This window comes from Acidovorax sp. LjRoot117 (assembly GCF_964252695.1).
Classification (GTDB): Bacteria; Pseudomonadota; Gammaproteobacteria; order Burkholderiales; family Burkholderiaceae_C; genus Acidovorax.
Map to the genome: position 1 here is coordinate 269,910 of NZ_CAXUPO020000004.1, position 20,899 is coordinate 290,808.

Here is a 20,899-nt window from a genome sequence, read left to right on the forward strand (position 1 = left end):
GCCCTTCCGCGGCGGCCCCTGACTTGGGCTGCGTCAGTGTCGTACGTCGCTGACGCAGCAACCGTGTCTTTCGTCCGAAGTAAACAACCATCCAGCAAATGCAGTTAGTCGCTGTTGTCAACGGCCAGCCCTGCCCCCTGCCTGCGGCCACGTCCGGCAGCGCCACGCTGCTGCACGTGCTGCGCAACGACCTGGCGCTCAACGGCCCCAAGTACGGCTGTGGGCTGGGGCAGTGCGGGGCGTGCACGGTGCTGGTGGACGGCGTGGCCGCGCGGGCCTGCGTGATTCCGGCGCAGGGCGTGGCAGGGCGTGAGGTGACCACGCTGGAGGGCCTGCCCGGGCGCTGCGGCACTGCGGCGGGGCGCCACCCGGTGCAGCAGGCCTTCATCGACGAGCAGGCCGCGCAGTGCGGCTACTGCCTGAACGGCATGGTCATGATGGCCGTGGCGCTGCTGGAGCGAAACCCCCACCCCGACGAGGCCGCCATCCGCCGCGAGCTGTCGGCCAACCTGTGCCGCTGCGGCACGCATGTGGAGATCATCCGCGCCGTGCAGCGCGCGGCGGTGTTGATGCAGGAGGCCAGGGCATGAGCACGCCGCCCGCCAGCACTGCGCCGCTGCGCGCCCACACGCCCCTGACCCGCGCCGACTTCCACGCGGCCGACGGCGTGCTGCTGGTGGTGCGCAACCCGCCGCCCGCGCCGCCGCCGGTCAAGGGCCAGCCCGCGCTGGTGGCCGGCAACCCGGCCGAGGGCGTCGAAATACTGATCGCCGTGTGGGACGACGGCAGCGTGACCGCGCTCAACGGCCATGTGGACCTGGGCACCGGCATCCGCACGGCGCTGGCGCAGATCGTGGCCGAAGAGCTGGACGTGGACCTGGCCCGGGTGAACATGGTGTTGGGCGACACCACGCGCGCGCCCAACCAGGGCGCCACCATCGCAAGTGCCTCCATCCAGATCCACGCCAAGCCGCTGCGCCTTGCCGCAGCGCAGGCGCGCCACTGGCTGGTGGCCCGCGCCGCAGAGCGCCTGAACGTGCCGGCGGACGCGCTGCAGGTGTCGGGCGGCGTGGTGCAGTTGGCGGCCGACCCCGCGCAGCAGTTGCGCTACGGCGACCTGCTGGCGGGCCAGCACACGGTGCTGGAGCTGTCCGACGCCACGCCCACCAAACCCACGGCCGACTACCGCGTGGTCGGCCAGTCGGTGCCGCGCGTGGACATCCCTGCCAAGGTCAGCGGCGAGCTGGTCTTTGTGCACGACATGCGCGTGCCCGGCATGCTGCACGGCCGCGTGGTGCGCCCGCCGTATGCGGGGGCCGACCATGGCGACTTCATCGGCAACACGCTGGCATCGGTGGACCAGGCGTCCATCGCGCACATCGCCGGCATCCGCGCGGTGGTGGTGGTCCGCGACTTCGTGGGCATCGTCGCCGAGCGCGAGGAGCAGGCCGAGCAGGCCCTGCGCGAGCTGCGCGTGCAGTGGAAGGACTGGCCCGGCTTTCCGCGCCAGGACAGCCCCGAGGCCATCGCCCAGGCCATCCGCGCCAACCCGGCCACGCAGCGGCGCCTGGTGGACGAAGGCGATGTGGACGCAGCCCTGGCCGCGGCCGACCAGCCCATGCCGCGCACCTACGTGTGGCCCTACCAGATGCACGCGTCCATCGGCCCGTCGTGCGCGGTGGCCGAGTGGCGGGCGCAGGATGGCACCGGTCGCCCGCGCATGACCGTGTGGGCCGGCACGCAGAACCCGCACGTGCTGCGCGCCGACCTGGCCCGCCTCATGGGCATGGGCGATGTGGACATCGACCTCATCCGCATGGAGGCCGCAGGCTGCTACGGCCGCAACGGTGCCGACGATGTGGCGGCCGACGCCGCGCTGTTGTCGCGCGCCGTGGGCGCCCCGGTGCGGGTGCAGCTCACGCGCGAGCAGGAGCATCTGTGGGAGCCCAAGGGCACGGCGCAGCTCATGCAGGTGCGTGGCGGGCTCAACGCCGATGGCTCGGTGGCAGCGTACGACTTCGAGACCTCTTACCCGTCCAACGGCGCGCCCACGCTGGCCCTGCTGCTCACCCGCACCATCGAGCCTGTGGCCCAGGCCTACGAGATGGGCGACCGCACCGCACGCCCGCCTTATCAGTACGACAACCTGCGCGTGGCGGTCAACGACATGCCGCCCATCGTGCGCGCATCGTGGCTGCGGGGCGTGTCCGCGCTGCCCAACTCCTTTGCGCACGAATCGTATGTGGACGAACTGGCCACCGCCGCCGGCGTGGACCCGGTGGCCTTTCGCCTGCAGCTGCTGAACGACCCGCGCGCGGCCGAGCTGGTGCAGGCCACAGCCGAGAAGGCCGGCTGGGTGCGCCGCACCGGCCCGCAGCAGCGCGCGCTGGACGGCGGCAGTGAAGACGGCGACTGGGTGCAGGGCCAGGGCTTTGCCTACGCCCGCTACATCCACAGCAAGTGGCCCGGCTTCGGCGCGGCCTGGGCCGCCTGGGTGGCCGATGTCGAGGTCAACAAGCGGACCGGCGAGGTGCATGTGCGCCGCGTGGTCGTGGGGCACGACGCGGGCCTCATGGTCAACCCGGCGGGCGTGGAGCAGCAGGTGCACGGCAACGTGCTGCAGACCACCAGCCGCGCGCTCAAGGAGCAGGTGACGTTCGAGCCCGTGAAGCAGGCCGTGGACAACCGCGAGTGGGGCAGCTACCCCATCCTGAGCTTTCGCGAAGTGCCCGTCATCGAGGTCATGCACATGCCCCGGCAGGACGAGGCGCCGCTGGGTTCGGGCGAGTCGTCCTCGGTGCCCGGCACGGCGGCCATCGCCAACGCGATCTTCGACGCCACGGGCGTGCGTTTTCGGGCGCCGCCGTTCACGCCCGAGGTCGTGCGGGCGGGCTTGAACCCCCTCACCGCGGCAGCCGAGGCCGCAGGTCGCGGGCGGCCCGGCGACGAGGGCGGCATGCCCACCCCGCCGGCCGACGTGCTGCCCACCCTGGAGCTGCCCGCACCCGCCGTGCCTGCCACCGCCACCTGGCCGCGCCGGCGCAGCCTGTGGGCGCGCGGCGGTGCACTGCTGGCTGGCGGGCTGGCCCTGGGCGCCGCACTGCTGGGCTGGCGCCCGTCCATCGCGCCCGTGGTGCAGACGGCGGGCGGCGCGGCGGTCTACAACGCCGCCACCATCGAACGTGGCCGCCTGCTGGCCGCTGCAGGCGACTGCGTGGTCTGCCACACGGCGCCCGGCGGCACCCCCAACACCGGCGGGCGCGGCATGGAGACGCCGTTCGGCACCGTCTACACCACCAACCTCACGCCCGACGCCGAGACCGGCATCGGCCAGTGGTCGTTCAGCGCCTTCCAGCGCGCCATGCGCGAAGGCATCTCGCGCGACGGCAAGCACCTGTACCCCGCGTTCCCGTACACCGCGTTCGCGAAGATGAGCGACGACGACCTGACAGCGCTGTACGCCTACCTGATGGCGCAGCCCGCGGTGCGCGCGGAGGTGCCCAAGACCGATCTCGCCTTCCCGTTCAGCGTGCGCCCGCTCATGGCCGGCTGGAACGCGCTGTTCCACGACGCCACGCCCTGGAAGCCCGATCCCACGCGCCCGCCCGAGTGGAACCGCGGCGCCTACCTGGTGCAGGGCGTGGGCCACTGCGGCGCCTGCCACACGCCGCGCAATGCGATGGGTGCTGAAATGGGCGGTGCCGCCTTCCTGTCGGGCGCGATGGTGGATGGGTGGGAAGCGCCCGCGCTCACCGGCTTGTCCAAGGCCCCCGTGCCGTGGAGCGCCGAGTCCCTCTACAGCTACCTGCGCCACGGCCACAGCGCGCAGCACGGCAGCGCCTCGGGCCCCATGGCACCGGTGGTGCGCGAGCTGGCGCACCTGCCGGATGGCGACATCCGCGCCATGGCCACTTACCTCGCCTCGTTCACCGCGGACACCGAGCCCGCCGCCGATGCCGTGCAGGCCCGCGAGGCGACGGCCCTGGCCGCCGTGGCCCAGGCCGCCGCACTCGCGCCCCAGCCCGGCCAGGCGCAGCGCCTGTTCAACGGCGCCTGCGCCGCCTGCCACCACGACGGCGACGGCCCGAAGCTGCTGGGCGTGAACATCCCGCTGGCGCTCAACAGCAACCTGCACAGCGACCGGCCCGACAACCTGCTGCAGGTCATCGTGCATGGCATCCGCGAGCCCGCCGCGCGCGACATCGGCTTCATGCCCGCCTTCGGCCATGCGCTCAGCGATGCGCAGGTCACCGAGCTGGCGCACTACATGCGCCAGCGCTACGCGCCGGGCCGGCCCGCGTGGAGCGATGTGCCTGAGGCGCTGGCGCGCGTACGGGCGGGGCCTGCGCATCCGTGATCTAGGGCTTTGCATGGCCTGGCGCTTGTTGAATCAGCGCCAGGCGCTATCAAAAACATAGCATTAGGGGCACGTGCGTCTGCATGTCCACACGTCCGCTGGCCGACCGGGCAAGACTACGATGCCGCATGACTGAGCCAACGACTCCACCACCCCCTGCCGCAGCTGACGCGGCCCTCGCCAATGCCGACGCGCTCGATGACCTGGCCACCCAGGTGGGCATCGAAGTACCCGCCCTGTTGCGCGCCTTGGTCGCCGCTGGCGCCACCTTCTACGGCCCCGACTGGGCAGGGCAGTGGCGCACGCTGTGCCTCACGCAGCCGCCCGCCTTCATCAGCTGCGAGGACTTCGAGTGGATGGATGCGCAAGAGCGCGCAGACGCGGCGCAGGAATGGCTGTACGCAGCCGCGCAGGGCGGTCGCAGGTTTCTCCCCTTCGCCCAGAACGGCGCGGGCGACGCGTATTGCCTGACCCTGGGCGTTAATGCACTACCCCACACAGTGGCGCCGGTCGCCCTGGTGCCCCACGACGATGACGAGGCGATGGTGCTGCACGCCAGCTTCGACGACTTTGCCACTGCGATGCTGCTGCAGTCCATGGCGGACCTCAGCCACCAGATGGACGAGTTCTCGCAGGAAGAAGCCGTTACCCAAACCCGCCTTGATGTCGCGCGCACATCTGCGCTGATGCCCGCCGACAGCGCTGAACGCCTGCAGGCGATGGCCGGGCAAGCGCCGCAGCAGCAATCGGTGCAGGACGGGCCGCGTGCGCGGCCGCGCGACGTGTGGGCGTTGATCTCGCAGAAGCAACTGGCGCAGGAACTGGAACGTTTGTCGACGGCGCAGCTGCGGTTTTCGGTGGTGCCTCGCTGGGAACTTCGATCTGCCCCTGCGCAGGAGGTGAACGCGCCGGCCGCCGTGCAAAGCCCCGCTGCGCCAACATGGCAATCGCTGGCGGCGGACCCGGCCACGCGTCGGCAGGCCATCCGCGCCTACCAGGCAGAGTTTGGCGGCGACCTGCCCACTGCCAAGGCCGCGGTGGATGCGCTCAACCCACTGTCGCGCTAGATGGCGTTGGAACCTGATAAAAAATGCCGCTACCGCTCCATGGCCGGGCGCTAGCAGCTATCAAAAATGTAGCAATTGCTCCGACGCCCCCATCGCCAGTGCAATCACGCGCATGTCGTGGTCGCTGATGGCAAACAGCCCGAAGCGAAACTTCGCGCCCCAGCGCTGGGGGTCTTCCACAAACTCCAGTTGCGCCAGCAGAGGGCGGATCGGCGCCTCGCGGGCGTCCGGCACATAGGCCACGTCCCTGCGGTGTGGCACAAAGCCGTTGCCCATGTCGACGGCATACGGCGCGCCCTGCAGCACGGTGCCGATGGAGACGAAGGACTGCAGCCGGTCCGCGCCGCGCATCGTCGTGGCGGGTGCGTAGTAGGCCACCCGGTCCCCGGCGCGCATGCGCTGCAGCGGGGCCACCTTGCCGTGGCACACCTGCAGGTAACCCGCCGCAGGTTCGGCACGCCCCAGCCGCGCATGTTCGGCGCTGGCCACGGCGATCCAGTTGCGGGGCGGCTGCGCCACGGCGTCGGACACAGCGGCCCGCCGGGATGGCCGGGCGACGGCGGTGGTTACGGGCGTATCCGCCCACAGTGCGGTTTGCATGCTGTAGTCCTTGTGGTTGCAGTGGTTGTGATGCTGGGCTCCACCACTTTCTATGGAACGGGCGCAGCGCCTACCAGTGCACCCGTGGATCCGGCTTCGCCGGTCCACGGGGTGCGTCCCCCTTGGGGGAAGACGCCGCCAGGCGGCACAGGGGGCTACTCCAGCGCATGCAGGCCCACGCGGTTGCCGTCCAGGTCGTGGATCTGCGCAAAGAACCCCATGCCTGGCGGCAGGGCCGTGCGCGGTACGGCCACGCGGCCGCCCTCTGCCACGGCGCGCTCCAGGGCGGCGTCGAGCGATGGCGATGCGTCCAGGTACACCAGCGTGCCGCCGTCCGACACGCGCGGGGCCGTGGGGCCTTGCATCAGCGCGCCGCCCACGCCGTCGGCAGCGTTGTCGTACGGAAAGACGGCGCCTTCGCTCGGCCCCATGTTTTCACGGCGCATGGCCTGGCCGAGCACGGCTTCGTAAAAGGCTTGGGCGCGGTCCAGTTGGGTGGTGGGGATCTCAAACCAGGCGATAGCGTTCTTCATGACAGGGCTCCATCTATGTGCCGACAGGCACGTGTTGTTGTTGAAGCCCTGATGGTGCTTGGGGCGTACTGACAACGGCATGTCAGTAGCGTGCCGCCGGAGCCAGTTGGCCATGAAGGAATCCTTCCGGGCCCTCACTGCGGGGACAATATCGTTATGTCCGGTAATGTTTCACCCCCATCTTTGTCCCGCCCCGTCCTGATCGCCGGTGGCGGTATCGGCGGCATGGCCACCGCCCTCACGCTGCACCAGATCGGCGTGCCCTGCGTCGTGTTCGAATCGGTGCCCGAGCTGCAGCCGCTGGGCGTCGGCATCAACCTGCAGCCCAATGCCGTGCGCGAGCTGCACGACCTGGGGTTCGGCAACGACGTGCTGGACACCATCGGCCTGCAGGCACGCGAATGGGCGCTGGTGGGCCGCAACGGCAGCGAGATCTACGCCGAACCCCGCGGCCTGCAGGCCGGCTACCGCTGGCCGCAGTACTCGGTGCACCGGGGGCAGCTGCAGATGCTGCTGTTCAACGCGGTGAAAGACCGCCTGGGCGACGGTGCCGTGCGGCTGGGCCAGCGGGTGACGGGCTACCGGCAGGATGCCGAGGGCGTCACGGCGTTGGTCGAGACCCGCAGCGGCGAACGCCTGGAAGTACCGGGTTCGCTGCTGATCGCGGCCGACGGCCTGCACTCGGCCGTGCGCGCGCAGATGCACCCTGCGCAGCCGCCCATCCAGTGGGGCGGCGCCATCATGTGGCGCGGCACCACGCCCGGGGTGCCGGTGCGCACCGGTGCGTCCTTCGTGGGGGTGGGCTCGCTGCGCCACCGCGTGGTGTTCTACCCGATCTCCCCGCCAGACCCGGTCACGGGCCTGGCCACCATCAACTGGATCGCCGAGATCACCGTGGACAACCAGGGCGGCTGGCAGCAGGGCGACTGGAACCGGCGCGTGGCGCTGGAAGAGTTCATCCACAACTTCGAGGGCTGGAACTACAGCTGGCTGGATGTGCCGGCGATGCTGCGCGGCGCGACGGACATCTTCGAATACCCCATGATCGACCGCGACCCCGTGCCCACCTGGGTGGATGGCCGCGTGGCCCTGCTGGGCGATGCGGCGCACGTGATGTACCCCGTGGGCTCCAACGGTGCGAGCCAGGCCATCGTGGACGCACGGGTGCTGGGCGCACAGCTGCTGGCACAGGGCGTGGGGCCCCAGGCGCTGCGCGCCTACGACGACAAGCTCTGCCAGGACATCTCCGCGCTGGTGCTGCGCAATCGGGGGTCGGGCCCCTTCGGCCTGCTGGGGCTGGTGGACGAGCGCTGCGGCGGCGTGTTCGACAACATCGACGACGTGCTGCCGCGCGAAGAGCGCGAGGCCTTCATGGCGCGCTACAAGCAGGCGGCGGGCTTTGCGATCGAGACGCTCAACGCGGCGCCATCCACCATCGCGCCGGGCCAGCGTGTGGCGGGGGCTGGTGGGCAGCCTGTGGCGTGAGGGCGGTGATCCCAGCGGGGTTCTGTCAACGCTGGGTCAGAGATTGAGCCCCGCTGTGATCTAGAACGTCACTTTGACCGACGCGGCGCTGCGCTGCGCCTCGCCGTGGAACACCGCCTCGATGTTGTTGCCGTCCGGGTCCAGCACAAAGGCGGCGTAGTAGCCGGGGTGGTAGGGGCGCTCGCCCGGCGCGCCATTGTCCTTGCCGCCGTGCGCGAGTGCGGCGCGGTAGAACGCTTCGACCATCGCCCGGTCTTTTGCCTGGAAGGCCAGGTGGTGCCGGCCCGTCAGGTGGCCCTGGGCCGCCGCGCTGTCGGCGGTGGAGACAAAAAGCTCGTCGGCCCAGAAGTAGCCTTCGCCCGTGCCGCCCATCGGCACGTCGAGCACTGCGAACACGGCGGTGTAGAAGGCCTGGCTGGCCGGCAGGTCGCGCACAACCAGCTGGATGTGGTCGATGAGGCGGCCGCGGTGCAGTTCCTGCGTTTCCATGGTGGTTCTCCGGTGCATGGGATCGGCGCAGTGTAGGCACGCTCCCGAAGGGCGGCGTGTCAGACCCTGCCGCCATCTCGGATTTGGAACCGCTTCTCCAGCGTGGCTGGAAGGCAGTGTGGACGCCTCGCGCTGCACACCGCTTGATTCCCGCCACAACACGCGGTAGCTGAAGGGGAAGCCCTCGCTCGCCGAGCATGTGCCGTGCTTGCAGTGCTCGACCTGGTGGTCGGGGCCCTCACGCCCACGCCGAGCCACCCGTCCCGGCCTCCAGCCGAAGTGGGGTGGGTGGGGCGAGGGCGGGCCGCTACTTGCAGCTGAAGCTGCTCGCGCTCTCCACGTCGCCGCTGCCGTTGTAGCGCGCCACCTTGGGGTACACGCACAGCGGCCGGGTGCGGTTGGCCGACCAGCTGGAGGGCAACTCGGCGTTGACCAGGTTGCTGCCGGCACCGCGGGCGCGGGCGGTCACGCTGTCGGGCGCCTGGCCTTGCTCCACCCAGGCCACCAGGGGCGCCAGCATTTCGAACTGATCGGTGGCGGGGCCGCCGGAGCAGTGGTTCATGCCCGGCACCAGGAAAAGGCGGGCGAATGCATCGGCCTGGCCGCCATGGCGGGCCTGCAGGCGGTCCATCCAGTGTGCCGTGTCCACGGGCGAGAACACGCCATCGGCCACGCCGTGAAAGACCATCATCTTGGCGCCGCGGTTGCGGAGCGCGCCCAGGTCCGCCGGGTTGGGCGGCGTCATGTACGACCAGGGGGACTCGGCGTACTGCGCCGTGGTGGCGAACATTTTGGGGTAGTCCTTGTCCATGCTGAAATCCATGGCGTATTGCAGGCCCGTGGTGGCCTTGAAGGCCTCCAGCGTGGCCGGTGGCGTGGTGAAAAGGAACGCCACCGCCCCCGCGTCGCGTGTGGTCGGGGCGTTGAAGTGCCAGAACGCAAAGTTGCTGCCCGCGATGCCGGGGTCGAACCAGGTGCCGGTGTACAGCGCCTCGCCCTGGCTGTTCTTCGGCCCCGCGAAAATGCGGGACAGCACGGTCTTTTGCGCCGGCGACAGGCAGCTGCCATCGCGTGCGCCGGTGCAGCTGGGTACATCGGTCTGCAGCTGAAAGGTGGCCTGGCAGGCTTTCACATCGTTCACCTGTCCGTCTGTCGCGCCATCGAGCGCATCGCACCGCTCGACGATCTTGCGGCCGATGAGCTTGAACTCCGCGGGTGAGATGGCGCTGGCCAGATCGGGCTGGCCGTTGGCGCCTGGCGTGGCCACGCTGGCGTATTGCTGCGCCTTCCACAGTTGCGCCGTGGCGGCCTTGGGCAGGCTGAAGCCCGGGTTGCCTGCCAGCACGCCGTCGTACTGGTCGGCATAGCGCGACGCGGCCACCATGGCGTGGCGCCCACCGTTGGAGCAGCCGGCGATGTAGGAGCGGTCGGGCGCCTTGCCGTAGGCGCCGCGGATCAGGTCCTTGGCCATGGGTGTGAGCGTGCCGACTGCCTGGTAACCGTAGTCCAGTCGAGCCTGTGGGTCCAGCCCGAAGAACGGCGTGGGCGCACCGTGGCCTGCGTCGGAACTGAGCACCGCGAAGCCCTGCACCAAGGCCGGCGCCACCGGCGCTGCGCCGCTGACCGAACCCAGCGCCGTGACCACACTGCCGTCCAGCCCGCCGTTGACCTGGTGCAGGAAGCGGCCGTTCCAGGCCACGGGCATGCGGATCTCGAACCCGATGGCGTAGGTGGCACCGTCCACGGAGCTGGTGCGCTCTTTCATCCGGCCTTTAACCAGGCAGTGCGCGGGTGCCTGGGTCGTCACGTTCTGCAGCGTGATCGGCCCGGCCGCCACGAGCTCCGACGATGTGAGGCGCGTGTCCGGCAGTGCCAGGCTGCCCGCGAGGTCGGCGCAGGTTTTCAGTGTGGCGGGCGTGGCGGCCGCCAGCTGGGGCAGGGCGCTGCGCGGAACGGTGCCGCAGCCTGCGAGCAGGGCGGCCAGTGCGGCGGCACCCAGGACGGCGGGGCGGGTGCGCAGAGGGTTGCGGGTGTTCATGCGATGTCTCCTCAAAAAGTGAAATCGCGGCGTTGGCCTGCCGCAATCCTGGCAGCGGCGCGTGCCGCGTGCAACTGAAATGCCGCTCAGCGCCGCAAATGGGCCGACCTGCAGGCCGGCCACCCACGGCGGGCAGGGCTACTTGCAACTGAAGCTGCTGGCGCTTTCGATGTCACCCGTGCCGTTGTAGCGCGCCACCTTGGGGTAGGCGCAAACAGGGCGCGTGCGCTGGGCGGACCAGCTGGCGGGCACGTCTGGGTTGGGGCCGGCCACATTGCCGGCGGTCCGCACGCCCGCGACCACGCTGTCGGGGGCTTGGCCCTTCTCGACCCAGTTCACGAGCGGCGTCAGCATATCGAACTGGTCAGTGGCGGGGCCCACGGTGCAGTGGGACATGCCGGGCACGGGGTAGTAGCGTGCGAAGTTCGATGCATCGCCGCTGTTGTTGGTGCGCACACCTTCATACCAGCTGGCCGTGTCGTTGGCCGAGAAGATCGGGTCGCTCACGCCGTGGTAGACCATGACCTTGGCACCGCGCTGCTTGAGCGTCGACAGCTGGGTCGGGTTCACCGGCTGCATGAATGAGAGCCCCGACTCGGTGTACACGCCACTCGTGGCCGCCACCGATGCGAGCATGGTGTCGATGGAGGTGTTGAGCGCATAGGCCGCGCCGCTGAAGCCTGTGGGCGACACCGGTGGCGAGCCCCAGGTCATCGCCGTCATGGCCGGGTCGATGTTGGTGGAGACGAAGAACTCCCAGAACGACGAGTCTGCCGCGTTGTGGCCGCTGTCGAAAGGGAAGCTTGCATAGAACCTGTTGCCCTTGCTGTCCACCGCGCCCGAGAAGATGGGCGCAATCGCCGTCTTCTGGGCCGATGTCAGGCAGCTGCCGTCCCTCGCACCGGAGCATGAGGGCACATCGCGCTGGAAGTCGAAGCTGGCCTGGCAGGCGGCGGTGTCTTGGATGATGCCGTCCTTCACGCCATCCAGAGCGTCGCACTTGTCCAGCACCTTGGCCGAGACCATGGCGCGCTCCGCACCCGTGAACGCGGTGGACAGGTCGGCCGGGTTGGTCGCGATGCTGGCGTACTGCTTGGCACCGAACTGGTTGGCGATGGCTGCCAGCGGCAGCCGGTAGCCAGGTGCGCCCGCCAGGTAGCCGTCGTATTCGCCGGGCATGCGCGTCATGGCGACGAAGGTGTGGCGCCCGCCGTTGGAGCAGCCTCCGATGTACGAGCGGTCGGGCCGCCGGCCGTAGGCGGCTGCGATCAGGTCCTTGGCCATGGGGGTCAGCTTGGCCACGGCCTGGTAGCCATAGTCGAGCCGGGCCTGCGCGTCGATGCCGAAGAACAGGTCCTGTCCGCCCTTGTGCCCGGCGTCCGAGCTGATGACCGCAAAGCCCTGCTGCAGCGCCGTGGTGGGTGCGGGGCCGCCGCCGCCGAGGGCCGTGAGCACCTCGCCGTCCGAACCGCCGTTGGCCTGGTAGAAGAACCGCCCGTTCCAGTCGAGGGGCATGCGCATTTCAAAACCCACGGCGTAGCGGCGGCCGTCCTGCGGGCTGGTGCGGGCGTTCATCTCGCCGCGCACCAGGCAGTGGGCGGCCACTGCCGAGTTGCCTCGGGTGAGCACGCCCGCCGCGACCTGCTCGGCCTGGGTGATCTGGGTGCCCGGGTGGCTGAACCGGCTGGCCAGCTCGGCACAGGTGGCCAGCTTGCCCGGCGACGCGGCTGCCAGCTGCGGCAGCGCCGTGTCGGACGAGCCGCCGCCGCAGCCGAGGAGTAGCGCTGCGGGCAGCGCCGCCAAAGCGAGCGGGTGGATGGGCATTCTTCTTTTCTTCGCGATGCTCATGGTGATGTCTCCATTTTTTCGAGGCGCAGGAAAGCCCGCAGCGCAGCCTCGACACGCTGTGGGGGATGTGAGCGGAGCGGTGCGTAACCCGGGTGGGTGCTACTGAATCAGGAGCTGCTGGCGCGCATCTGTCAAACGGCAGCGGCCGATTCGGCCTTGGTATTGCGTGCCTGCGCGATGCGCTCGCGCAGAATGCCGGCGCGCATGTCGAATTCGGGCAGCACCCAGCGGGCGAACGCCTGGGCGGGGCTGCTCCAGCGCTCGGCGCGGCTGGCGGAATCGATGCGCCCCCAGGCCCATTCCAGCAGCACCAGCGCCACGGCACGCAGGTAGTCGTCGGCCACCCAGTAGGGCAGCTCGGGGTCGGCCCGCGCGGCGCGGGCGAGCTGGTGGGTGATGTCGATCAGCGCCGTGTGCCGGGCGCGGGCGGCGGGCGTGGCGGGCAGTGCCTCCAGCAGCGCGGCCAGGCCCTCGCCGCCGTCGGCCAGCACCTTGCGCACCAGCAGGTCGATCGCCTGGATCTCGTTAGTGCCCTCGTAGATCATGGCCACCCGCGCGTCGCGCACGATCTGCTCGATGCCCCACTCGCGCACATACCCGTGGCCGCCGAACACCTGCAGGCAGGCGCTCGCGCCGTGGAACGCCTGGTCGGTGAGCGCGGCCTTGAGCACCGGCGTGACCAGCGCGCACCAGCGCTGCGCAGCGGCGCGCTCGGCTGCATCGGTGCTGTGTTGGGCGGCGTCCAGTTGCAGCGCCGTGTGGTACGCCAGCACCCGCCCGCCGTCGATCCAGGCGCGCTGCGTGGCGAGGATGCGGCGGATGGCGGGGTGGTCCTGGATGAGGCTCGTGTCCTTGGCGCCGGGTGCGCGCATCTGGCGCCGCTCGGCGGCGTAGGCGCTGGCCTTTTGCCATGCGGCGTCCAGCAGGCCGATGCCCTGCAGGCCCACGTGCAGGCGGGCTGCGTTCATCATCACGAACATGGCGTTTAAACCCTTGTTCGGCTCGCCCACCAGCCAGCCCGTGGCATCGTCAAAACGCATCACGCAGGTGGGGCTGCCGTGCAGGCCCATCTTCTCTTCGATGCGCTCGCAGACCACCGCATTCGGTACCCCCACGCTCCCCACTTCGTGTGGTTCGCTGCCCCCCGAGGGGGCTGGCCTTGCTTGGGGCTGCCCGGCGCGGCGGCCGTCTCCGCTCTCCAACATCTTGGGCACCAGGAACAGCGACAGGCCTTTGGGACCCGCAGGTGCATCAGGCAGGCGCGCCAGCACCAGGTGCACGATGTTGTCGGTCAGATCGTGCTCGCCGCCGGAGATGAAGATCTTGCTGCCGTTCACCCGCACGCTGCCGTCCGCCTGCGGCACGCCGCGCGTGCGCACCAGGCCCAGGTCGCTGCCCGCGTGGGCTTCGGTCAGGCACATGGTGGCCAGCCATTCGCCGCTGGCGATCTTGGGCAGGTACCGCGCCTTCAGGTCGTCGCTGGCGTGGTGCTTGATGCACTCGTATGCGCCGTGCAGCAGCCCGGGCGCCATGGTCCAGCCGTGGTTGGCACCGGCCAGCCATTCGAACAGCACGCATTCGAGCACCGCCGGCAGGCCCTGCCCGCCATCAGCCGGGTCGCACGACAACGACGGCCAGCCCGCCTGCCAGAACGCCTGGTACGCCTCGCGAAACCCCGCGGGCGTCTGCACCTGGCCCGCGTCGAAGCGGCAGCCTTCTTCGTCGCCGCTGCGCTGCAGCGGTGCGATGGCGCTGTCGACGAACTTCGCGGCCTCATCGAGCACCTGCGTGGCCAGATCGCCATCGGTGTCCGCAAACGGCGCGAGCGCCTGCCACCGGGCGGGCGCCTGCAGCACCTCGGTCAGCAGGAACTCGATGTCGGCGAGGGACTGGCGTGCTGGCATGGGTTGCTCTTAGTTTGATAGCTGTTAGCGCTTGCTGGATAAGCGACAGGGGCTGTTTTTTCTTGAATTCGGAAGCTTCGGTACCGGACTGTTCACCCTGAACCTGTAGAGGGCGGCGCAAGCGGTGCGCCCTGGCTTCGACAAGCTCAGCCCGAACGGTTCGGGGGTCGGCACTTCGTCATGCTGGCGGGCTGGCTGTATGCGCTGGCCCTGGCTTCGACAGGCTCAGCCCGAACGGGTTGGGGAAGAAGGGGCGCGGCCAGGAGAGACAATCAGCGTCCACATCTCGGCATCGGTCGCGCAACATCAGTAAGCAACCACCATCGACTCGCCCCCCTCAAAACCCGGCCATCACCACCAGCACCCTTGGCAACCGGCGCGCCCCCAGGCCAGCGCCACCGTGGATCTGGCTCCGCCAGTCCAGGGGTGGCGTCCCCCCTCAGGGGGAGGGCGCGTAAGCGCCTCAGGGGGGAGCCTAGGACTCCGCCGTGAACCCGATCTTCTTGATCAGCGGCCCCCAGGTGTCGTACTCGGCCTTCTGCCAGCGCGCCTGTTCCTCGGGCGTGGAGCCGTGCGGCATCAGGCCCACGATGGCCAGGCTGTCGATGACCGACTTTTCCTTCAGCGCGGCGTTGATCGCGGCATTGGCGGCGGCGATCACGGGCTTGGGCGTGGCGGCCGGGGCGTAGAAGCCGAACCATTCTTCGGTCGTCAGTTCCGGGAAGCCCTGCTCGGCGAACGTGGGCACGTCCGGCACGTAGATCGAACGCTTGGGGCCCGAGGTGGCCAGGATGCGGATCTTGCCGGCCTTGTAGTTGGCGATGAAGTCACCGTGCGGCGTGACCATGGCGGCGATCTGCCCGCCCACCACGTCCGTCACACCGGGGATGGAGCCACGGTAGGGCACGTGGCGCAGTTCCACGCCGCTGTTGATACCCAAGAGCGCACCCAGGAAGTGGGGCGTCGAGCCCGCACCGGGCGAGCCGTAGCTTGCGTCCTTGGGGTTGGCCTTGGCCCAGGCCAGGAAGTCCTTCACCGACTTCACGCTGGCAGGCACCATGGGGCCCACGGCCAGGCCGTGGTGCATCACGGCGGCGATCGACACGGGCGCGAAGTCCTTGTCGGTGTAGTTCATCTTGCTGTAGATGTGCGGGTAGTTGGCCAGGGCCGACACCTGCGCCACCGCCAGGACCGAGCCGTCGGCCGGGGCCGACTTCAGGGTCTCCAGCGCAATGCGCCCGCCCGCACCGGGCTTGTTCTCCACCACACCGGCGTTCTTGCTGAAGGCCGAGCCACCCCACTTCTCGGCCACGCGGCGTGCCACGGTGTCGCCCGAGCTGCCGGCCGGAAAGCCGAAATACACCTTGACTTGGTCCACCTGCGCATGGGCGGCGAAGGGGTGCAGGGCGCCCAATGCGGCGCTGGCGCCAAGGGCCTGAACGAATTGACGGCGTGTGGTGGTCATGGTTTGTCTCCTGATGTGAATCTGACGGAAATTTCAAAAATCAACTGGGGTGCTTGCACACCCTCTCGTTATCGACTGGGCGCGCCTCCCACGGCGCTTGAAACTGGCGCTGCGCAAGCCAGCGCCACCGTGGAACTGGCTTTGCCAGGCCACCGGTGGCGTCCCCCTGGGGGGATGACGCGAAGCGGCTCAGGGGGGCTTCTCATCGTGGTGCCATACGGAGGGCGCCATCCAGGCGGATGACTTCGCCGTTCAGGTGCCCGTTGGTCACGATGTGGCAGGCCAGCTCGGCAAACTCCTCGGGCTTGCCCAGGCGCGGGGGAAAGGGGATGCTCGCGGCCAGCGACTGCTGCACGGCCTCGGGCAGCTCCTTCATCAGCGGCGTGGCGAACAGGCCCGGCGCCACGGTGCACACGCGGATGCCGTGCTGCGCCAGGTCGCGCGCCATGGGCAGCGTCATCCCCACCAGGCCACCCTTGGAGGCGCTGTAGGCCTGCTGCCCCACCTGGCCGTCGAACGCGGCGGCCGAGGCGGTGAACATCATCACGCCGCGCTCGCCATTGGGCAGGGCGTCGAGCTTGGCGCAGGCGGCGGCGAACAGGCGGCTCACGTTGTAGCTGCCGATCAGGTTGATGGTGACGACGCGCGTGAAGTCCTCCAGCGGCGCGGCGCTGCCGTCGCGCTGCACGATGCGCTTGGCGCTGCCGATGCCGGCCACGTTCATCAGGATGCGCGCGGGGCCGTGGGCCGCAGCGGCCTTCTCCAGCGCAGCGGTGACGCTGGCGGGGTCGGTGATGTCGCAGGCGCAGGCCACGGCGCAGCCGTCTCCAAATTCCTTGCCAATATCGGCCGCGACCTTCTCGGCCAGCTCGGCATTGCGGTCGAGCACGGCGACCTTGGCGCCCAGGCGGGCGAGTTCGCGGGCGGTGGCTTCACCGAGGCCCGATGCGCCGCCGGTCACGATGGCGGCTTGTCCTTGGATGTCCATGCTGTGTGTCCTTGAGAAAAATGGTGGGTGTGTCTTGGGCGTTCAGTGGCGCGGCACCAGCGTGCCGGGCAGCGTGCCGCCGTGCAGTGCGTCCACCACGTCCGCGCGGTGTTGCAGCACGGCGCGCTGGTTGATGGAGCCCTTGTCGGTGACCTCGCCCTTGTCGAGCGAGGGCGGCTCGGCCATCAGGTGCGCACGGGCCACGCGGGTGGCGCTGCCGGTGGACTCTGCCGAAAGCTTGTCCAGCACCTGCTGGAAGTGCTGCTGCACCGGGGCGCTTTGCAGCACCTCGTGCAGGCTGGCGCTCTCGGGCAGGTCGCTGAGCGTGCGGATGGTGGGGGTGGGCACCAGCAGCGCGCCGATCTCTTTGAGGTTGATGCCGGTGATGACCGCGTCCTGCACGTAGGGCGCGCAGGCGGCGATGATCTTGGCGCGCATGGGGCCCACACTCACGAAGGTGCCGGTGCTGAGCTTGAAGTCCTCGGCAATGCGGCCGTCGAACTTCAGGCCCTTGTTCAGGTCGTTCTCGTCGATCCACTTCACCGCGTCGCCCGAGCAGTAGAAGCCCTCGTCGTCGAAGGCGTCGCGCGTGGCTTCGGCATTGCGCCAGTATCCGGGCGTGATGTTGGGGCCGCGGTAGCGCACCTCGACCTTGCCGTCGACGGGCACGAGCTTGAGCTCGAGCCCCGGCGTGGGCACGCCGATGTCGCCGGCCTGCACGTCGGGGCTGTTCACCGCCACGCAGAAGGGGCAGCCCTCGGTCATGCCCAGGCCCGTGTTCATCACGATGCGCTCGCCCACCTCGCGCTCGGCGCTCTCGAACAGCGAGTCCCAGATCGGCTGCGAGAGCGCAGCAGCGGCAAAGAAGAACATCTTCACGCGGCTGAGCAGGTTCTTGCGCAGTTGCGCGTCTGTCTTCATGGTCTGCGCGATCACCTCGAAACCCGTGGGCACGTTGAAGTACACCGTGGGCGCGATCTCGCGCAGGTTGCGGATGGTCTCGGCCATGCCCTTGGGCGTGGGCTTGCCCTCGTCCAGGTAGAGCGTGCCGCCGTTGTAGATGACGATGCCGAAGTTGTGGTTGCCGCCGAAGGTGTGGTTCCACGGCAGCCAGTCCACCAGCACCAGGGGCTCCTCGGCCAGCACCGGCATCGACTGGTTCATCTGCTGCAGGTTGGCGGCCCACATGCCGTGCGTCACGATCACGGCCTTGGGCAGCTTGGTGGAGCCCGAGGTGAACATGAACTTGGCGATGCTGTCGGCCGTGATGGCGCCGTGCGCCGCATCCACAGCCGGCGTGGCAGGGGTGGCCAGCAGGTCGCTGAAGGCCACGGTGCTGCGGCCCGGGATGCTGCCGGTGCCCAGCACCACCTTTACGTCGTCGGCCACGGTGGCCTCGATGGCGCGCGCAAAGCGCGCGGCGTCGCTGGCGAACACCAGGCCGGGGGTCAGCGTGTCCAGCACGTGGCGCAGCTTGTCGAAGTCCTGGCTGATGGTGGAGTACGCGGTGGACACCGTGCACTGCGGCACGCCGGCCACCAGGCACCCCAGCGACAGCAGCGCGTGGTCCAGATCGTTCTCGCTCAGGATGGCCACGGGGCGCTCGGCGCTCAGGTGCATGTCGAGCAGGGCCTGGGCAATGCTGCGCGCGGCCTGCCAGGCCTGGCCGTAGGTGATGTGGCGCCACTCGCCCAGGCTGCCGTCGGCGTTCTTCACGCGCTGGGCCATCCAGGTGCGGTCGGGCACGGTCTCGGCCCAGTGCGCGAGCCGGTCGGTCAGGCGCAGCGGGTAGGCCTCCAGGTCCTGCGTGGCCCGCACATAGACCACGCCGTCGTCGGCCCGGCGGGTGCTGACTTCGGTCACGCCGAAGCGCAGCGGCCGGTAGCGGGGAGAGGGGTTGGTTGCCGTCATGGAAAAAGCGTCTCGGTGGGGCTGGGGTGGCGCCGTGGGGAGCGTGTCGGTCGGTCAGTCCTTCTTGACCTTGGCGGCCTTGCCGTCCAGGAAGGCGCGCACGCGCGCCTTGGCCTCGGGGGCGCTCTGCGCGATGGCGGCCATCATGGCTTCGGTCATCAGGCCCTGGTCCGACGGCTGCTCGGCAATGCGCGGCAGCGCGTGCATCAGCGCGTAGTTGGTCAGCGGCGCGTTCTGCGCAATGCGCTGGGCCAGCTCGAAGGCCTTGTCGAACGCCGTGCCGGTGGGCACGAGGTACTGCGCAAAGCCCACGCGCTCGCCGTCCGCCGCGTTGTAGACGCGGCCGGTCATCATCATGTCGGTCATGCGCGCCGTGCCGATCAGGCGCGGAATGCGCACCGCACCGCCGCCGCCCACGAAGATGCCGCGCGAGCCTTCGGGCAGCGCGTAGAAGGTCGATTCATCAGCCACGCGGATGTGGCAGGCGCTGGCCAGCTCCAGGCCGCCGCCCACCACCGCGCCGTGCAGCGCGGCCACCACGGGCACGGGGCCGAACTGCACGCGGTCCAGCGCCGCATGCCACATGCGCGAGTGGTGCAGGCCCTGGCCGGCATCGCGCTCCTTGAGTTCGGACAGGTCCAGGCCCGAGCAGAAGTGCTCGCCCTCGCCATCGATCACGGCCGCGCCCACGGTGGCGGGCAGGTTGTCCATCACGTCCCGCAGCGCCAGGATCAGGCCGTCGTTCAGGGCATTGCGCTTGGCAGGGCGGGACAGGCGGATGACCGCGATGTCCTCGCGTTCGCCGCGGATTTCGAGGGAGATGTCGGAGTGCTTGGTCATGGTCGTCGAGGTGAGTTGGAGAAATTATGGTTATCAAAAATAACTAAAACAAGGCCGTGGAGGCGGTCTTTGCTAGGTGCTTTCCCTAGCTTTTCCGGGCGCTCACATGATTATGATAAATAACTAAAGTGGCACCGATTCACAGCAAGGAACCGTCATGAACGCCTTCATCCCCTACGGCATCTACTGGTCGTCCCCGTTCGCCAAGTGGCAGGGCTCGCTGGCCAACCTCAACGCGCTGCCGCTGGCGGCCACGGTGGGCAAGCAGGCGCTGGCCGCGCGCGGGTACGACCTGGCGGCGGTGGACCTGGCGATTCTTGGCATCACCAACCCGCAAAAGGGCAGCTTCTACGGGCTGCCCTGGGTCACCGGCATGATGGGCATCGACCGCGTGGCCGGCCCCACGGTGCAGCAGGCCTGCGCCACCAGTGTGCGCGCGCTGCAGATGGCCGCGCAAGAGGTGGCCTGCGGCACCGCCACCAGCGCGCTGCTGGTGATGGCCGACCGTCAATCCAACGGCCCGGTGGTGTACTACCCCGATTCGAGCGGCACCGGCGGCTATGGCATCACCGAGCACTGGGTGCCCGACAACATGGGCCACGACCCGTATGCCAAGAACCCCATGCTGCAGACCGGCGAAAACGTGGCCGCGCGCTACGGCATCACCACCGAAGAGCAGCACGCGCTCAAGCTGCACCGCTACACGCAGTACCAGGCGGCGCTGGCCGATGACCGTGCCTTTCAAAAGCGCTACATGGCCGATGTGCCGGTCACGGACTCGAAATTCCGCAAGCAGACCGGCACGCTCAGCGCCGACGAAGGCATCTTCCCCACCACCGCCGAAGGCCTGGCCAAACTCAAGCCGGTGAAAGAAGGCGGCACCGTGACCTTCGGCGGCCAGACGCACCCAGCCGATGGCAATGCGGGCGCCATCGTCACCACGCGTGACCGCGCGCGTGCCGTGGCCACCGACCCCGGCATCGAGGTCGAGATCCTGGGCTTTGGCATGTCGCGGGTGGAAGCCGGCTTCATGCCCATGGCACCGTCGCCAGCGGCGTTCAACGCCTTGAAGCACGCAGGCCTGTCGATTGCCGATGTGCACGCCATCAAGACGCACAACCCGTTCGCGGTAAACGACATCGCGCTGGCGCGCGACACCGGCTTTGCGTGGGAGCGCATGAACAACTACGGCAGCTCCATCATCTGGGGCCACCCGCAGGCGCCCACCGGGATGCGCGCCATCATCGAACTCATCGAAGAGCTGGTGCTGCGCGGCGGCGGCGTGGGTCTGTTCACCGGCTGCGCCGCGGGCGACACCGGCTACGCCACCGTGCTGCGCGTGACGGACAGCAAAACCACTTCCAAGGCCTGACC

Annotated in this window: 15 protein-coding genes; 5 read left to right on the plus strand and 10 right to left on the minus strand. The window is 69.4% G+C overall.

Going from position 1 to position 20,899, the window contains the following annotated elements; all coding sequences use genetic code 11:
- Nucleotides 1–98: 98 nt before the first annotated feature.
- The 3 genes from ACSQ3D_RS14470 (at nucleotide 99) to ACSQ3D_RS14480 (ending at nucleotide 5,424) form a co-directional block, all read left to right on the plus strand.
- Nucleotides 99–590, plus strand: a complete 492-nt coding sequence (locus ACSQ3D_RS14470) for a (2Fe-2S)-binding protein (RefSeq protein WP_436127365.1) — start codon at nucleotides 99–101, stop codon at nucleotides 588–590.
- Entirely contained in the window at nucleotides 587–4,357 is a 3,771-nt protein-coding gene (locus ACSQ3D_RS14475) for a molybdopterin cofactor-binding domain-containing protein (protein ID WP_436127366.1), read from the plus strand. Before ACSQ3D_RS14470 ends, ACSQ3D_RS14475 begins: the two co-directional genes overlap by 4 nt.
- A gap of 128 nt (nucleotides 4,358–4,485) precedes the next feature.
- Nucleotides 4,486–5,424 carry an SMI1/KNR4 family protein gene (locus tag ACSQ3D_RS14480; protein WP_436127367.1) on the plus strand — a complete coding sequence of 313 codons (939 nt, stop codon included), beginning with the start codon at nucleotides 4,486–4,488 and terminating at the stop codon, nucleotides 5,422–5,424.
- A gap of 60 nt (nucleotides 5,425–5,484) precedes the next feature.
- Here ACSQ3D_RS14480 and ACSQ3D_RS14485 read toward each other — a convergent pair whose 3' ends face one another.
- Both ACSQ3D_RS14485 and ACSQ3D_RS14490 read right to left on the minus strand, forming a co-directional pair.
- Nucleotides 5,485–6,024 carry an EVE domain-containing protein gene (locus ACSQ3D_RS14485; RefSeq protein ID WP_436127368.1) on the minus strand — a complete coding sequence of 180 codons (540 nt, stop codon included), beginning with the start codon at nucleotides 6,022–6,024 and terminating at the stop codon, nucleotides 5,485–5,487.
- Between the two features lie 155 nt (nucleotides 6,025–6,179).
- The gene (locus ACSQ3D_RS14490; protein WP_436127369.1) at nucleotides 6,180–6,557 is read right to left on the minus strand and encodes a VOC family protein; all 378 of its coding nucleotides are present in this window, start codon (nucleotides 6,555–6,557) and stop codon (nucleotides 6,180–6,182) included.
- Nucleotides 6,558–6,713: 156 nt separating this feature from the next.
- On the opposite strand from ACSQ3D_RS14490, the gene ACSQ3D_RS14495 reads away from it, so the two are divergent.
- Nucleotides 6,714–8,042 (plus strand): flavin-dependent oxidoreductase, encoded by a 1,329-nt coding sequence (locus tag ACSQ3D_RS14495; protein ID WP_436127370.1) that lies wholly within the window; start codon nucleotides 6,714–6,716, stop codon nucleotides 8,040–8,042.
- 60 nt (nucleotides 8,043–8,102) lie between these two features.
- On the opposite strand, the gene ACSQ3D_RS14500 is transcribed toward ACSQ3D_RS14495, so the two are convergent.
- The 8 genes from ACSQ3D_RS14500 to ACSQ3D_RS14535 all read right to left on the minus strand — a co-directional run bounded on the left by ACSQ3D_RS14500 (nucleotide 8,103) and on the right by ACSQ3D_RS14535 (nucleotide 19,525).
- Nucleotides 8,103–8,531 (minus strand): VOC family protein, encoded by a 429-nt coding sequence (locus ACSQ3D_RS14500; protein WP_056163248.1) that lies wholly within the window; start codon nucleotides 8,529–8,531, stop codon nucleotides 8,103–8,105.
- Between the two features lie 307 nt (nucleotides 8,532–8,838).
- On the minus strand, nucleotides 8,839–10,569 hold the full coding sequence (locus ACSQ3D_RS14505) for a tannase/feruloyl esterase family alpha/beta hydrolase (RefSeq protein WP_436127371.1): 1,731 nt from the start codon (nucleotides 10,567–10,569) through the stop codon (nucleotides 8,839–8,841).
- Nucleotides 10,570–10,707: 138 nt separating this feature from the next.
- Nucleotides 10,708–12,417 carry a tannase/feruloyl esterase family alpha/beta hydrolase gene (locus ACSQ3D_RS14510; protein ID WP_436127372.1) on the minus strand — a complete coding sequence of 570 codons (1,710 nt, stop codon included), beginning with the start codon at nucleotides 12,415–12,417 and terminating at the stop codon, nucleotides 10,708–10,710.
- Between the two features lie 131 nt (nucleotides 12,418–12,548).
- Nucleotides 12,549–14,321 carry an acyl-CoA dehydrogenase family protein gene (locus ACSQ3D_RS14515; protein WP_436127373.1) on the minus strand — a complete coding sequence of 591 codons (1,773 nt, stop codon included), beginning with the start codon at nucleotides 14,319–14,321 and terminating at the stop codon, nucleotides 12,549–12,551.
- 475 nt (nucleotides 14,322–14,796) lie between these two features.
- Complete coding sequence (locus ACSQ3D_RS14520) at nucleotides 14,797–15,786, minus strand: Bug family tripartite tricarboxylate transporter substrate binding protein (RefSeq protein WP_056410335.1); 990 nt, start codon at nucleotides 15,784–15,786, stop codon at nucleotides 14,797–14,799.
- A 202-nt stretch (nucleotides 15,787–15,988) separates the two neighbouring features.
- Nucleotides 15,989–16,774, minus strand: a complete 786-nt coding sequence (locus ACSQ3D_RS14525) for an SDR family NAD(P)-dependent oxidoreductase (protein WP_396504331.1) — start codon at nucleotides 16,772–16,774, stop codon at nucleotides 15,989–15,991.
- 42 nt (nucleotides 16,775–16,816) lie between these two features.
- Entirely contained in the window at nucleotides 16,817–18,685 is a 1,869-nt protein-coding gene (locus ACSQ3D_RS14530) for a feruloyl-CoA synthase (protein ID WP_436127374.1), read from the minus strand.
- Nucleotides 18,686–18,739: 54 nt separating this feature from the next.
- On the minus strand, nucleotides 18,740–19,525 hold the full coding sequence (locus ACSQ3D_RS14535) for a crotonase/enoyl-CoA hydratase family protein (RefSeq protein ID WP_056410327.1): 786 nt from the start codon (nucleotides 19,523–19,525) through the stop codon (nucleotides 18,740–18,742).
- A 157-nt stretch (nucleotides 19,526–19,682) separates the two neighbouring features.
- Here ACSQ3D_RS14535 and ACSQ3D_RS14540 point away from each other — a divergent pair, with 157 nt between their 5' ends.
- Nucleotides 19,683–20,897, plus strand: coding sequence for a thiolase family protein (locus tag ACSQ3D_RS14540; protein ID WP_436127375.1), 1,215 nt, complete (start codon nucleotides 19,683–19,685; stop codon nucleotides 20,895–20,897).
- Nucleotides 20,898–20,899 lie beyond the last annotated feature (2 nt).